At 73.7% G+C, this 12,707-nt stretch carries 13 protein-coding genes; 8 read left to right on the top strand and 5 right to left on the bottom strand.

Features of this window, described 5'->3' with window-relative positions:
• Nucleotides 1-170 precede the first annotated feature (170 nt).
• Nucleotides 171-974 (bottom strand): DUF3097 domain-containing protein, encoded by an 804-nt coding sequence (locus ABZ135_RS20540; RefSeq protein ID WP_356697640.1) that lies wholly within the window; start codon nucleotides 972-974, stop codon nucleotides 171-173.
• Between the two features lie 10 nt (nucleotides 975-984).
• Complete coding sequence (locus tag ABZ135_RS20545; RefSeq protein WP_356697713.1) at nucleotides 985-1,716, bottom strand: MBL fold metallo-hydrolase; 732 nt, start codon at nucleotides 1,714-1,716, stop codon at nucleotides 985-987.
• Between the two features lie 171 nt (nucleotides 1,717-1,887).
• Between ABZ135_RS20545 and hrcA the strand changes: the two genes are divergently transcribed.
• From hrcA to ABZ135_RS20580, 7 genes are all read left to right on the top strand, one after another.
• Nucleotides 1,888-2,907 (top strand): heat-inducible transcriptional repressor HrcA, encoded by a 1,020-nt coding sequence (gene hrcA, locus ABZ135_RS20550; RefSeq protein ID WP_356697641.1) that lies wholly within the window; start codon nucleotides 1,888-1,890, stop codon nucleotides 2,905-2,907.
• Entirely contained in the window at nucleotides 2,908-4,044 is a 1,137-nt protein-coding gene (dnaJ, locus tag ABZ135_RS20555; protein ID WP_356697642.1) for a molecular chaperone DnaJ, read from the top strand. It abuts the gene before it with no gap.
• 111 nt (nucleotides 4,045-4,155) lie between these two features.
• Nucleotides 4,156-5,247: a nitronate monooxygenase gene (locus ABZ135_RS20560; protein WP_356697643.1), complete on the top strand. Its 1,092-nt coding sequence runs from the start codon at nucleotides 4,156-4,158 to the stop codon at nucleotides 5,245-5,247.
• Entirely contained in the window at nucleotides 5,244-5,987 is a 744-nt protein-coding gene (locus ABZ135_RS20565; protein WP_356697644.1) for a 16S rRNA (uracil(1498)-N(3))-methyltransferase, read from the top strand. The genes ABZ135_RS20560 and ABZ135_RS20565 overlap by 4 nt, the downstream gene beginning before the upstream one ends.
• 109 nt (nucleotides 5,988-6,096) lie before the next feature.
• Nucleotides 6,097-6,456 (top strand): histidine triad nucleotide-binding protein, encoded by a 360-nt coding sequence (locus tag ABZ135_RS20570; RefSeq protein ID WP_356697645.1) that lies wholly within the window; start codon nucleotides 6,097-6,099, stop codon nucleotides 6,454-6,456.
• Between the two features lie 19 nt (nucleotides 6,457-6,475).
• A complete protein-coding gene (locus tag ABZ135_RS20575) occupies nucleotides 6,476-7,378 on the top strand; it encodes a ribonuclease Z (RefSeq protein WP_356697646.1) in 903 nt (300 codons plus the stop codon).
• Between the two features lie 11 nt (nucleotides 7,379-7,389).
• The gene (locus ABZ135_RS20580) at nucleotides 7,390-8,385 is read left to right on the top strand and encodes an adenosine deaminase (protein WP_356697647.1); all 996 of its coding nucleotides are present in this window, start codon (nucleotides 7,390-7,392) and stop codon (nucleotides 8,383-8,385) included.
• Here the strand turns inward: ABZ135_RS20580 and abc-f are convergent.
• Both abc-f and ABZ135_RS20590 read right to left on the bottom strand, forming a co-directional pair.
• On the bottom strand, nucleotides 8,360-10,024 hold the full coding sequence (gene abc-f, locus ABZ135_RS20585; protein ID WP_356697648.1) for a ribosomal protection-like ABC-F family protein: 1,665 nt from the start codon (nucleotides 10,022-10,024) through the stop codon (nucleotides 8,360-8,362). The two genes, ABZ135_RS20580 and abc-f, sit on opposite strands and share 26 nt — an antisense overlap.
• Nucleotides 10,025-10,170: 146 nt before the next feature.
• Complete coding sequence (locus ABZ135_RS20590; RefSeq protein WP_356697649.1) at nucleotides 10,171-10,518, bottom strand: DoxX family protein; 348 nt, start codon at nucleotides 10,516-10,518, stop codon at nucleotides 10,171-10,173.
• 95 nt (nucleotides 10,519-10,613) lie between these two features.
• On the opposite strand from ABZ135_RS20590, the gene ABZ135_RS20595 reads away from it, so the two are divergent.
• Nucleotides 10,614-11,054 carry a MarR family transcriptional regulator gene (locus ABZ135_RS20595; protein ID WP_356697650.1) on the top strand — a complete coding sequence of 147 codons (441 nt, stop codon included), beginning with the start codon at nucleotides 10,614-10,616 and terminating at the stop codon, nucleotides 11,052-11,054.
• A 122-nt stretch (nucleotides 11,055-11,176) separates the two neighbouring features.
• Here ABZ135_RS20595 and ABZ135_RS20600 read toward each other — a convergent pair whose 3' ends face one another.
• Nucleotides 11,177-12,523, bottom strand: coding sequence for an MFS transporter (locus ABZ135_RS20600; RefSeq protein WP_356697651.1), 1,347 nt, complete (start codon nucleotides 12,521-12,523; stop codon nucleotides 11,177-11,179).
• Nucleotides 12,524-12,707: the final 184 nt, after the last annotated feature.

A 12,707-nucleotide genomic window follows, 5' to 3' on the forward strand; every position in this document is an offset into this window, starting at 1 on the left:
CCGTTCCGCCTGGGGGCACCCCCGGACGGAGTCTGGGGGAGGAACGAATGCCCACAACCGAGGGGGCGACGGCCCGGCAAGGGCGGGCACCGCACCAGCGGAACGAATGCCCACAACGGACAGCGGCGGAGGGCGGGCGCAGCGCCGGTGGGGAGGCCCGCACCGGGGCCCTACGGCGCCGTCACGAAGTCGATCAGTTCCTCGACCCGGCCCAGCAGCTCCGGTTCCAGGTCCTTGTAGGAGTGGACGTGGGAGAGGATGTGCTGCCAGGCCGCGCCGGTGTTTTCGGGCCAGCCGAGGGCGCGGCAGATGCCCGTTTTCCAGTCCTGGCCGCGGGGGACGGTCGGCCAGGCCCGGATGCCCAGGGCGGAGGGCTTCACGGCCTGCCAGATGTCGATGTAGGGGTGGCCGACGACGAGGACGTCGGGGGAGGAGACCCGGGCCGCGATGCGGGACTCCTTCGAGCCGTCCACCAGGTGGTCGACCAGGACGCCGAGGCGGGCGTCCGGGGCCGGGGCGAAGTCGGCGACGATGGCCGGGAGGTCGTCGACGCCCTCCAGGTACTCCACGACGACGCCCTCGATCCGCAGGTCGTCGCCCCACACCCGCTCCACCAGCTCGGCGTCGTGGCGGCCCTCGACGTAGATCCGGCCCGCACGGGCCACCCGCGCCCGGGCGCCGGGGACGGCGATCGAGCCGGAGGCCGTACGGGTGGGCCGCGCCGGCGCCGGGCGGGAGGGGCGGACCAGGGTGACGACCCGGCCCTCCAGCAGGAAGCCGCGCGGTTCCATCGGGAAGACCCGGTGCTTGCCGAAGCGGTCCTCCAGCGTCACCGTGCCGGCCTCACAGCGGATCACCGCCCCGCAGAAGCCCGTCGAGACCTCCTCGACCACCAGGTCACGGTCCGCCGGGACCTCCGGGACGGGCGCCGAGCGCTTCCAAGGAGGGGTCAGATCCGGGTTGTAGCTGCGCATTCGGGGGACGTTATGCGACGGAGAAGCGCCGTGCCAGTTCTTCGCGCTGGCGTCGTACGAACGTGGCGTCCACCACCGCCCCGTGCCCCGGCACGTACACCGCGTCCTCGCCGCCGAGAGCCAGGAGGCGGTCCAGGGCGTCCGGCCAGCGGGCCGGGATCGCGTCCGGACCGGCCTGCGGTTCGCCCGACTCCTCGACCAGGTCGCCGCAGAAGACGATCTCCCGCTCACCCGGGACGAGGAGCACCAGGTCATGGCCCGAGTGGCCCGGGCCCACGTTGGCCAGCAGCACCTGCCGGCCGCCCAGGTCGAGGGTCCACTCGCCCGAGACGGTGTGCCGCGGGGCGACCAGCACCTCGGCCGCCTCCGCCGCGGCCCGCTCGTCGACCCCGTGCCGTACCGCGTCCGTCCGCAGCTCCTCGCGCTCCCGGGGCAGCAGGGTGTCCATGCCGACCGCCCCGAAGACCTCGGCGCCCGCGAAGACCGCCGTCCCGAGGACATGGTCGAAGTGCGGGTGGCTGAGTGCGATATGCGTCACCCTCCGGCCGCCCGTGAGCTCCGCCACCTGGGCGCGCAGCTCGGCGCCCTGCGCGAGGGTCGCGCCGGTGTCGTACAGCAGGACCGCGTCACGGCCCACGACCAGGCCCGTCGTGGCGTCCCAGCCCGGCAGCCGGCGCCTTCCGACGCCGTCTCCGAGCCGCTCCCAGCCGAGCTCTTCCCATCGCTCCGTACGGGCGTCCATCGCGTGCTCATCCATACGACGACGCTATCGGGCTCGACCCCTCCGAGCCCGCCTCCTTGCCAGGAGCGATGGACACCGCCGTACACTGGCCGGGGGATTCCTGGCACTCGGACAGGGCGAGTGCCAAAAGCGGAGCAACCGGAACCGGATCGACACCTGGAGGTGCGCACGATGCTCAGCGAACGCAGACTCGAGGTGCTGCGCGCCATCGTCCAGGACTACGTCGGGACGGAGGAGCCGGTCGGCTCCAAGGCGCTGACCGAGCGGCACAAGCTCGGAGTCTCGCCCGCCACCGTGCGCAACGACATGGCGGTCCTGGAGGAGGAGGGCTACATCGCCCAGCCCCACACCAGCGCCGGGCGCATCCCCACCGACAAGGGCTACCGCCTCTTCGTGGACCGGCTGGCCGGCGTCAAGCCGCTGTCGACCCCCGAGCGGCGGGCGATCCACAACTTCCTCGACGGGGCCGTCGACCTCGACGACGTCGTCGGCCGCACGGTCCGGCTGCTCGCGCAGCTCACCCGCCAGGTCGCCGTCGTGCAGTACCCCTCGCTGACCCGCTCGACGGTGCGGCACGTGGAACTGCTGTCGCTGGCGCCCGCCCGGCTGATGCTGGTGCTCATCACCGACACCGGCCGGGTCGAGCAGCGGGTGATCGACTGCCCGGCACCCTTCGGCGAGACCTCCCTCGCCGACCTGCGCGCCCGGCTCAACAGCCGGGTCGTCGGACGCCGCTTCGCGGACGTGCCGCAGTTGGTGCAGGACCTGCCGGAGTCCTTCGAGGAGTCGGAGGACCGCGCCACGGTCTCGACCGTGCTCGCGACCCTCCTGGAGACCCTCGTGGAGGAGCACGAGGAGCGGCTCATGATCGGCGGCACCGCCAATCTGACCCGCTTCGGACACGACTTCCCCCTGACGATCAGGCCCGTCCTGGAAGCACTGGAGGAGCAGGTCGTGCTCCTCAAGCTGCTCGGCGAGGCCAAGGAATCGGGCATGACCGTACGGATCGGGCACGAGAACGCCCACGAGGGCCTGACGTCCACATCCGTCGTCTCGGTCGGCTACGGTTCCGGCGGCGAGGCAGTCGCCAAACTCGGCGTGGTCGGACCGACCCGCATGGACTACCCCGGAACGATGGGAGCGGTACGCGCAGTGGCACGTTACGTCGGACAGATCCTGGCGGAGTCGTAAGTGGCCACGGACTATTACGCCGTCCTCGGCGTGCGTCGGGACGCCTCGCAGGACGAGATCAAGAAGGCATTCCGCCGACTCGCCCGCGAGCTTCACCCGGACGTGAACCCGGACCCGAAGACGCAGGAGCGGTTCAAGGAGATCAACGCCGCGTACGAGGTGCTCTCGGACCCGCAGAAGAAGCAGGTCTACGACCTCGGCGGCGACCCCCTGTCCTCCTCCGGAGGCGGCGGGGCCGGCGGCTTCGGCGCGGGCGGCTTCGGCAACTTCTCGGACATCATGGACGCCTTCTTCGGTACGGCGTCCCAGCGCGGCCCGCGTTCGCGCACCCGGCGCGGCCAGGACGCGATGATCCGACTGGAGGTGACCCTCGACGAGGCCGCCTTCGGCACCACCAAGGACATCCAGGTCGACACGGCCGTCGTCTGCACCACCTGCTCCGGAGAGGGCGCCGCGCCCGGCACCTCCGCGCAGACCTGTGACATGTGCCGCGGCCGCGGCGAGGTCTCCCAGGTCACCCGGTCCTTCCTGGGCCAGGTCATGACCTCCCGTCCCTGCCCCCAGTGCCAGGGCTTCGGCACCGTCGTCCCGACCCCGTGCCCCGAGTGCGCCGGCGACGGCCGGATCCGCTCCCGCCGCACCCTCACGGTCAAGATCCCCGCCGGTGTCGACAACGGCACCCGGATCCAGTTGGCCGGGGAGGGCGAGGTCGGCCCCGGCGGCGGTCCGGCGGGTGACCTGTACGTGGAGATCCACGAGCTCCCGCACGACGTCTTCCAGCGGCGCGGCGACGACCTGCACTGCACGGTGACGCTTCCGATGACGGCGGCCTCGCTCGGCACGAAGGTGCAGCTCCAGACCCTCGACGGTCTCGAGGACGTGGACATCCGCCCGGGCACCCAGTCCGGCCAGTCCATCCCGCTGCACGGCCGCGGCGTCACCCACCTGCGCGGCAACGGCCGGGGCGACCTGATCGTCCACGTCGAGGTCCAGACCCCGACGAAGCTCGACCCCGAGCAGGAGCGCCTGCTGCGCGAGCTGGCCAAGCTGCGCGGCGAGGAGCGCCCGCTGGGCCAGTTCCAGCCCGGTCAGCAGGGGCTGTTCTCGCGCCTGAAGGACGCCTTCAACGGGCGCTGAGCCCCGTAGGCACGACGCGGAGAGGGCGGCTCGCACATCGTGCGGGCCGCCCTCTTTCCGCGGGCCGTCCGCCGATTCGGCGCCGTCACACCGGCATGGCACGATGCCTGCATGTCCACCGCACTGAGCGATCTCTCCCGGCTTCCGATCGTGCAGGCACCCATGGCGGGTGGCGCGTCCTGCCCGGAGCTCGTCGGTGCCGTGTGCGAGGCGGGGGCGCTCGGGTTCCTGGCCGGGGGGTACAAGACGGCGGGCGGGCTCTACCAGGAGATCAAGCAGGTCCGCGGGCTCACCGGCCGGCCCTTCGGGGTCAACCTCTTCATGCCGCCGAGCGGCCAGCCCGCCGACCCCGCCGCCGTCGAGGTGTACCGCCACCAACTGGCCGGCGAGGCCACCTGGTACGAGACGGAGCTCGGCGACGCCGACCAGGGCCGGGACGACGGGTACGACGCCAAGCTGGCGATCCTGCTCGACGACCCCGTGCCGGTCGTCTCCTTCACCTTCGGCTGCCCCGACCGTGACGCGCTGCACGCCCTCGACCGGGTCGGTACGTTCACGATCGTCACCGTCACCTCCGTCGAGGAGGCCCGCACCGCCGAGCGCGCCGGGGCGGACGCGATCTGTGTGCAGGGCACCGAGGCGGGCGGCCACCAGGGCACCCACCGCGACGACCCCGCCGACGGGCCCTCCGCCGGCAGCGGCCGCGGGCTGCTGCCGCTGCTCACCGAGGTGCGCGAGAGCGTCCGGCTTCCGATCGTCGCGACCGGCGGGATCATGCGCGGCCGGCAGATCGCCGCCGTGCTCGCGGCCGGCGCCGACGCCGCCCAGCTCGGCACCGCCTTCCTCGTCTGCCCCGAGTCGGGGGCCCACCCGCTGCACAAGCGGGCCCTGACCGACCCCCTCTTCGTCCGCACCGAGCTCACCAGGGCCTTCTCCGGGCGGCCGGCCCGGGGCCTGGTGAACCGTTTCCTGCGGGAGCACGGGCCGTACGCGCCCGCCGCCTACCCCGAGGTCCACCACCTCACCGCCCCGCTGCGCAAGGCCGCCGCGACCGCCGGAGACCCGCAGGGCATGGCCCTGTGGGCCGGGCAGGGCCACCGCCTCGCGCGGGAGCTCCCGGCCGGCCGGCTCGTGGAGGTCCTCGCCGCCGAACTCGACGCCGCCCTCGCCGGGCTGCCGCACCGCACCAGGAGCACCTCGTGACCGCACCCGTCTTCGTCGTCGACGCCGTGCCCGCCGTCGGCGGCTTCCTCCTCGACGGGCCCGAGGGCCGCCACGCCGTGTCCGTGAAGCGGCTGCGCGCCGGTGAGGAGCTGGTGCTCACCGACGGGCGGGGCGCCTGGGCCGCGTGCGTGGTCACCGCCGCCGAGGACAAGGACCGGCTGACCGTCGAGGTCACCGCCGTCCACGAGGACCCCCCGCCCGCGCCGCGCATCACCGTCGTCCAGGCCCTGCCCAAGGGCGACCGGGGCGAACTGGCCGTCGAGACCATGACGGAGACCGGCGTGGACGCGATCGTGCCGTGGGCCGCGTCCCGCTGCATCACCCAGTGGAAGGGCGACCGGGGACTCAAGGCCCTCTCCAAGTGGCGGGCCACCGCCCGCGAGGCCGGCAAGCAGTCGCGCCGCACCCGTTTCCCCGAGGTCGCCGAGCTCATGTCGTCCAAGCAGGTCGCCGCGCTCCTCGCGGAGGCCGACTTCGCGGCCGTCCTGCACGAGGACCGCGCGCATCCGAGCGGGGCTCTGGCCACCGCCGAACTGCCGGAGCAGGGCTCGATCGTCCTCGTCGTGGGCCCCGAAGGCGGGGTGTCCCCGGACGAGTTGGCGCTGTTCGAGGAGGCCGGGGCCAGGCCGTACCGGCTCGGGCACAGCGTGCTGCGCACCTCCACGGCGGGGACGGCGGCCGCGGCGCTGGTGCTCGGCCGCACGGGACGCTGGTCGTAGCGGCCCCGCGGGAAGGCGAGCGGGTCGAGGGGCCCGGTCGGCGGTCGCTGTCGGTGGCCCCCGATAGCATGCGCGTGTACTGATCGACAGAGGCGAGGAGGCCCGGGCCATGGCCGGAGAGCCGCAGAGCGACTGCCTGTTCTGCAAGATCGCGGAGGGGGAGGTGCCGGCGACGATCGTGCGCGAGACCGAGACGACGCTGGCGTTCCGCGACATCAACCCCCAGGCGCCCACGCACGTCCTGGTCATCCCGCGCCTGCACTACCCCGACGCCGCGTCCCTGGCCGCCGCCGCGCCGACCGTCGCCGCCGACGTGCTGCGCGAGGCCGGCGAGGTCGCCGCGCAGGAGAAGGTCGACGGCAGCGGCTTCCGGATCGTCTTCAACACGGGCGCCGGCGCCGGCCAGACCGTCTTCCACGCCCACGCGCACGTCCTGGGCGGCCGCGGCCTCAACTGGCCCCCCGGATAGACCGGGACGGATCCCTCCCTTGTCCGTACGTGAACTGGTCGTCCTCGGCACGGCCAGCCAGGTCCCGACCCGGCACCGCAACCACAACGGCTATCTGCTGCGCTGGGACGGGCAGGGCATCCTCTTCGACCCCGGCGAGGGCACCCAGCGGCAGATGCTCAGGGCCGGGGTGGCGGCGCACGACCTGAACCGGATCTGCGTCACCCACTTCCACGGCGACCACTCGCTCGGCCTGGCCGGGGTGATCCAGCGGATCAATCTCGACCAGGTCCCGCACCCGGTCACCGCGCACTACCCGGCGAGCGGGCAGCGCTTCTTCGAGCGGCTGCGGTACGCGACGGCCTACCGCGAGACCGTGAAGCTGACCGAGGCGCCGGTCACCGCCGACGGGCCGCTCGCGGTCACCGAGGGGTACACGCTGGAGGCGCGCAAGCTGTCCCACCCCGTGGAGTCGTACGGCTACCGGCTCGTCGAGCCGGACGGGCGCCGCATCCTGCCCGAGCGGCTCGCGGCGCACGGCATCAAGGGCCCCGACGTGGGGCGGATCCAGCGCGAGGGCGTCCTGGGCGGGGTCACCCTGGAGCAGGTGAGCGAGGTCCGGCGGGGACAGCGGTTCGCCTTCGTCATGGACACCCGGCTGTGCGACGGGGTGTACGCGCTCGCCGAGGGCGCCGACCTGCTCGTCATCGAGTCGACCTTCCTCGACGAGGACGTCCGGCTCGCCGTCGACCACGGCCATCTGACGGCCGGCCAGGCCGCCGCCGTCGCACGGGAGGCGGGCGTGCGGCACCTGGTGCTGACGCACTTCTCGCAGCGGTACACCGACCCGGAGGAGTTCGAGCGGCAGGCGCGGGCGGCCGGGTTCGAGGGGGAGCTGAGCATCGCCCAGGACCTGATGAGGGTCCCCGTACCGAAGAGATAGAGCAAGGCACCGTGCCCGTACCCAAAGCCGAACTGCACCTCCACATCGAAGGCACCCTCGAACCCGAGCTGGCCTTCGCGCTCGCCGCGCGCAACGGCGTCACCCTGCCGTACGCGGACACGGAGGCGCTGCGCGAGGCGTACCGTTTCAGCGATCTGCGGTCCTTCCTGGACCTCTACTACGCCCTGATGGCGGTCCTGCGCACCGCCGACGACTTCACCGAGCTCGCCGACGCGTATCTGGCGCGGGCCGCGGAGCAGGGCGTGCGGCACGCCGAGATCTTCTTCGACCCGCAGGCGCACACGGCGCGCGGGGTGCCGATCGGTGTCGTCGTGGAGGGGCTCGGCGCGGCCCTGGACCGCGCCGAGGAGCGGCACGGGATCTCGACCCGGCTCATCATGTGCTTCCTGCGCGACGAGTCGGCGGAGTCGGCGATGGCGACGCTGGAGGCGGCGAAGCCGTATCTGGACCGGATCACCGGCGTGGGTCTGGACTCGGCGGAGGTCGGTCACCCGCCGGCGAAGTTCCGCGAGGTGTACGAGGAGGCCGCCCGGCTCGGTCTGCGGCGGGTCGCGCACGCGGGAGAGGAGGGCCCGGCGGAGTACATCCGCGAGGCCCTCGACGTCCTCGGAGTGGAGCGGATCGACCACGGTCTGCGCTGCCTGGAGGACCCGTCGCTGGTCGAGCGGCTCGTCCGCGAGCGGGTGCCGCTGACGTTGTGCCCGCTGTCCAACGTGCGGCTGCGGGCGGTCGACGTCCTGGAGCGGCACCCGCTGCGGACGATGCTGGAGGCGGGCCTGCTGGCGACGGTCAACTCCGACGACCCCGCCTACTTCGGCGGTTACGTCGGCGACACCTTCGACGCGGTCGCGGATGCGCTGTCCCTGACCCCCGAGCACCTGCGGACCCTCGCCCGGAACTCCTTCCTGGCCTCCTTCCTGGAGGACGACGAGCCGCGGCGGGAGCGGTACCTGGCGGAGGTCACGGCGTACGACTTCGGGGCGTAGCCCCCGCCGAAGCCGCAGCTCCCGCCGAGGCCGAGGCCGTCGGAGCGAGGTCCCGGGGCTCCGCCGGGGACAGGTCGAGGCGGCGGCCCCGGAAGCCCGCGCGGAGGCGCCGGTCATGGCTGACGATCACCAGCGTGCCCCGGTAGGCGGCGAGCGCGGCCTCGATCTCCTCCACCAGGCCCGGGGCCAGGTGGTTGGTCGGTTCGTCCAGGAGGAGCAGGTCGGCGGGCGCCGTCACGAGCCGGGCCAGCTCCAGCTTGCGGCGCTGCCCCGCCGACAGGAGCCGCACCGGGGTCGCCAGGTCCCGGGCGGCGAAGAGCCCGAGGGCGAGCAGTTCGTCCTCGCGGCCCTCCCCGAACGCCTCGCCGACCGTCCGCGGATCGGTCGGAGGGGCCGTGTCCTGGCGGAGCAGCCCGACCCGGGCGGGGGCGCGCACGGTGCCCGCGTCCGGGACGACTTCGCCCGCGAGGACCTTGAGCAGGGTGGTCTTGCCGGCGCCGTTCGGGCCGGTCACCAGGAGCCGTTCGCCCGCGTCCAGGTGCAGGGCGTCGAGCCGGAGCCGACCGGCCACGCGGATTCCGGCCAGGTCGACGGGGGCGCCGTCGCCCGCCGGGGCGGCGCGGAAGCGGAGCGGCTCCGCCGGCGCGGGCACCGGGTGGGCGGTGAGCCGGGCGAGCCGCTCGCGGGCGGCGCGGATGCGGCTCATCGCCCCGTGCGCCCGTGACCGGGCACGGAAGGCGCCCGCCCCACTGAACGAGGCCGGTGCCTTGCGGGGGATGGCGCTGAAGCGGTCGATGTTGCTGTCCGCGAGGGCCGTGTACCGGGCGAGTTCCGCCTTCCACTCCTCGTACTCCCGCTGCCGGCGGGCCCGTTCGGCGGCGCGTCCGGCGAGGTAGCCGGCGTAGCCGTTGCCGTACCGGCGCAGGGTGTGGCGGTCCTCGTCGACCTCCAGGACGGCGGTGGTGACCCGTTCGAGGAAGACACGGTCGTGCGAGACGACCACGACCGTGCCCCGGTGGGCGCGCAGTCGCTCCTCCAGCCAGGCGACGGCCTCGTCGTCGAGGTCGTTGGTCGGTTCGTCGAGCAGCAGCAGTTCCGGTTCGGCCGCGAGGACGGCGGCGAGGGCGAGCCGGGAGCGCTGCCCGCCGGAGAGGGTGCCGAGGGGGCGGGCGCGGTCGAGCGGACCGGTCTCGCCGAGCCTGCGGAGGGTGGTCTCGACGCGCCGGTCGGCCTCGGCGCCGCCGCGTGCCTCGTAGGCGGCGAGCAGCTCCGCGTATCCGGCGAGGTCGCCGGAGTCGGCGAGGGCCGCCTCCGCCGCGCGGATCGCCCGCTCCAGCGCCCGGATCTCCGCCAGCGCCTGCTCGACGGCCTCGCCGACGGTGGCGGTCGGCGGGAGGTCGAGGGTCTGGGCGAGATGGCCGAGGCCGCCGGGGGCCTCGACGGCCACGGTGCCGTTGTCGGCGCTCTCGAGGCCGGCGAGGAGCCGGAGCAGGGTGGACTTCCCGGAGCCGTTGTCGCCGACGACGCCGAGGCGCTCGCCGGGCCGGACGGTCAGGGAGACGCGGTCGAGCACGGTCCGGTGGTGGACGTGCCGGTCGTCGTAGCGCTTGGTGACCTCGGTGAGTTGGGCACGGAACAAGGGCGATCTCCTGTGAGTCGACGACGGGAGCCCCGCGAGACGGTTCGTCTCGCGGTGACGTGTCGACAGTACGACAGGGTGAGCCGGAATGAAAGACGAGACGTCTCGTATCGTTTGCATGCCTTGGGTGGCTGCCCGTCGGCCGCTCAGGCGGACGCGATGCGCAGGACGAGTGCCACCGCCGGCAGCAGCGTCAGGACGACCGCCGGAGCCAACGCGTAGTCCTTCCCGCGTATGTGGGTCACGACGGCACCCGCGAAGTAGAGCACCAGACCCACGGCCGCCGCCTCGCCGAGCAGGGGCACGGCGAGGCCCGCGAGAAGGCCGACGGCCCCCGCGGCCTTCGCCGCACCCAGCCACGGCAGCCAGGAATCGGGCACTCCCAGCTTCGTCATGCTGCCGACGACCGCCGGGTTGCGGGTGAAGGTCATGAAGGTGGATCCGAGAAGGGCGAGGGCGAGGAGTGCGGCCAGGGCGGCGTAGGCGAGGAACATGAGGGAGTGACTCCAATGCTGGTGACGTGGAAATCATTGAACCACATCAACGATTGTGAGCGCTCAATAATAAAGCCGCTGTTACGGTGGACGGCATGGCAGCTCTCCCGACCGATCGCCTCGGCTTCCTCCTCTCCTTCCGCGGAGAGCTCACCGGTGCCCGTATCCGTGCCGCCCTGGGCGTGGCGGGGCTGCACCCCCGCCACGCGATGACGCTGATGCGGCTCGCCCCCGCGGCCATGAGCCAGCGCGACCTGGCCGCCGCGATGGAGGTCGACCCCAGTCAGCTCGTGGCGATCCTCAACGAGCTGGAGGCCGACGGCCTCGCCGAGCGGCGGCGTGACCCTGCCGACCGGCGCCGTCACATCGTGGAGATCACCGACACCGGCGCGGCGGTGCTGGAGCGCATCGACGCGGCCGTGAGCGCCGCCGAGCGCGAGATCTTCGGCGACCTCACCGAGGCCGAGCAGGCCCTTCTGCGCAGCCTGTTGGACCGGATCGTGGTGGACGCGGCCGACCACGCGTGCGGCGAGTAGCCCGGCCCGAGAAAACGGCGCCCAGCCCCCGCCCGCGACGAGCGCCCCGCCGCGGCCCGCGAAACGGCGCCTACCCCCGGACTGCGACGAGAGCGCCCAGCCCCGGCCCGCGAAAACGGCGCCTAGCCCCGGCCCGCCGGCCTCGCCAGGCGGAAGGCCGACCTGACCGCGCGGCGGCGGGAGGCCGGGACCGGGACCGCGATCTCGGTGATCTCCTGCTCCGGGGCGCCCAGTTGCGGGAGCAGGGACGGCGGGGCGGAGGTAGTCGCGGCGAGCAGGGCGGCCGGGGCGCCGCCGCGGCGGCGGATGGAGCCCGGGACGAGCGGGCGGCCCGAGGCGAGGCGGGCGACGGCGGTCATGGGCCCGGCGACCAGGAGCAGCAGGACGCAGAGCGTCAGGCCCATGCCGGGATAACCGGCCGCCTCGGACAGGACGCTGCCGGTGACGGGGCCGCAGGCCACGCCGAGGGAGGACGCCGAGCCGACCAGGACGGCCCAGCGGCCGCGCGGGTCCAGGGACGCGGCGAGGCCGAGCAGATACGACAGGACCACCGGGTACGCGGCGTTCCACAGGATCTCGCCGGTCGCGAAGGACGCCGGCGTCTCGGCGGCGGAGCTGAGCAGTACACAGCAGGCGATCAGCGCCGTGCCCGCGCCGATCGGCACCGCGCGGCCGAGCCGCGAGCCCAGCGCGCCGGCCGCGATGACACCCACGAGCCCGGCGCCGAGCGCGGCGGCGAAGACCATGCCCAGGGTCACCTCGGAGAGCCCCGCCTGGGTCAGGCCGATGCGCCCGCTGACGCCCCACAGCGCGTTCTGCGCCATCGACCACAGCAGGATCCCGCCCGCCAGGACCGCCCCGGCGGACCGGTGCGGCAGCGGTCCCGCCGCGGGTGTCTCCCGTACCGCGGGCGTGCGGCCGGGCAGCCGTCCCGTCACCGGCCAGACCAGCAGCGCCGTCCCCGCGATGGCCGCGAACGGCAGCGCGTGGCCGCCGCCCAGGTGCGGCAGGGTCAGATAGAGCGCGCCCGCCGTCGCCGAGACCGACAGCAGGCCGAGCGAGGAGGCGCGGTGGGGGTCCGGGCGGCCCGCGATGCCGGCCGCCGCGACCGCCGTCGCCGTACCGGAGCCGACGCCGCCGAGGACCGCGCCCGCCACGACCGGGAGGACGGCGCTCGTCGCCGCGGCCGTTCCGTAGCCCACGGCCATCGCGGCGAGTCCGAGGCGAGCCGCCCGGCGCGGACCGATCCGCTCCCCGTGCGCGGCCAGCGTGAAGCCCGCCGAGGCGGAGCCGAGCAGCAGGATCGAGCCGACCAGACCGGCCTGCGCGGCGCCGAGGCCGAGCCCCGCGGAGAGCCGGCCGACGATCGTCGGCAGCAGATACGGGGCGAGATAGCCCGCCGTGAAGAGGGCGACGAGGGCGAGCAGAGCGGCGCGCGCCTCCAGGGCACGCGGGCGGCGCGACGACATGGGCGTTCCAGGAACCGGACGGGAAAGTGAGATGGCGCCCGGTGATCCACGGGGTCGCGGCACCATGTGTATCAAGCATCCGAGGGGACGGAGAAGCCGTTATCCCCCGATTCGGTCTGTGAGACGGGTCACTCTCCGCCGAAGAAAGGTTTGGCGCAAGATGATCATGGGTATTCGGCGGCGA

It is taken from the genome of Streptomyces sp. NPDC006339 (assembly GCF_040612775.1).
Classification (GTDB): Bacteria; Actinomycetota; Actinomycetes; order Streptomycetales; family Streptomycetaceae; genus Streptomyces.

Excerpts from the sequence above, each read along its gene's own strand:
- ABZ135_RS20540 (WP_356697640.1), bottom strand. The coding sequence starts at position 974 with ATGCGCAGCTACAACCCGGATCTGACCCCTCCTTGGAAGCGCTCGGCG.
- ABZ135_RS20545 (WP_356697713.1), bottom strand. The coding sequence starts at position 1,716 with ATGGACGCCCGTACGGAGCGATGGGAAGAGCTCGGCTGGGAGCGGCTC.
- hrcA (WP_356697641.1), top strand. The coding sequence starts at position 1,888 with ATGCTCAGCGAACGCAGACTCGAGGTGCTGCGCGCCATCGTCCAGGAC.
- ABZ135_RS20560 (WP_356697643.1), top strand. The coding sequence starts at position 4,156 with ATGTCCACCGCACTGAGCGATCTCTCCCGGCTTCCGATCGTGCAGGCA.
- ABZ135_RS20570 (WP_356697645.1), top strand. The coding sequence starts at position 6,097 with ATGGCCGGAGAGCCGCAGAGCGACTGCCTGTTCTGCAAGATCGCGGAG.
- ABZ135_RS20590 (WP_356697649.1), bottom strand. The coding sequence starts at position 10,518 with ATGTTCCTCGCCTACGCCGCCCTGGCCGCACTCCTCGCCCTCGCCCTT.
- ABZ135_RS20595 (WP_356697650.1), top strand. The coding sequence starts at position 10,614 with ATGGCAGCTCTCCCGACCGATCGCCTCGGCTTCCTCCTCTCCTTCCGC.
- ABZ135_RS20600 (WP_356697651.1), bottom strand. The coding sequence starts at position 12,523 with ATGTCGTCGCGCCGCCCGCGTGCCCTGGAGGCGCGCGCCGCTCTGCTC.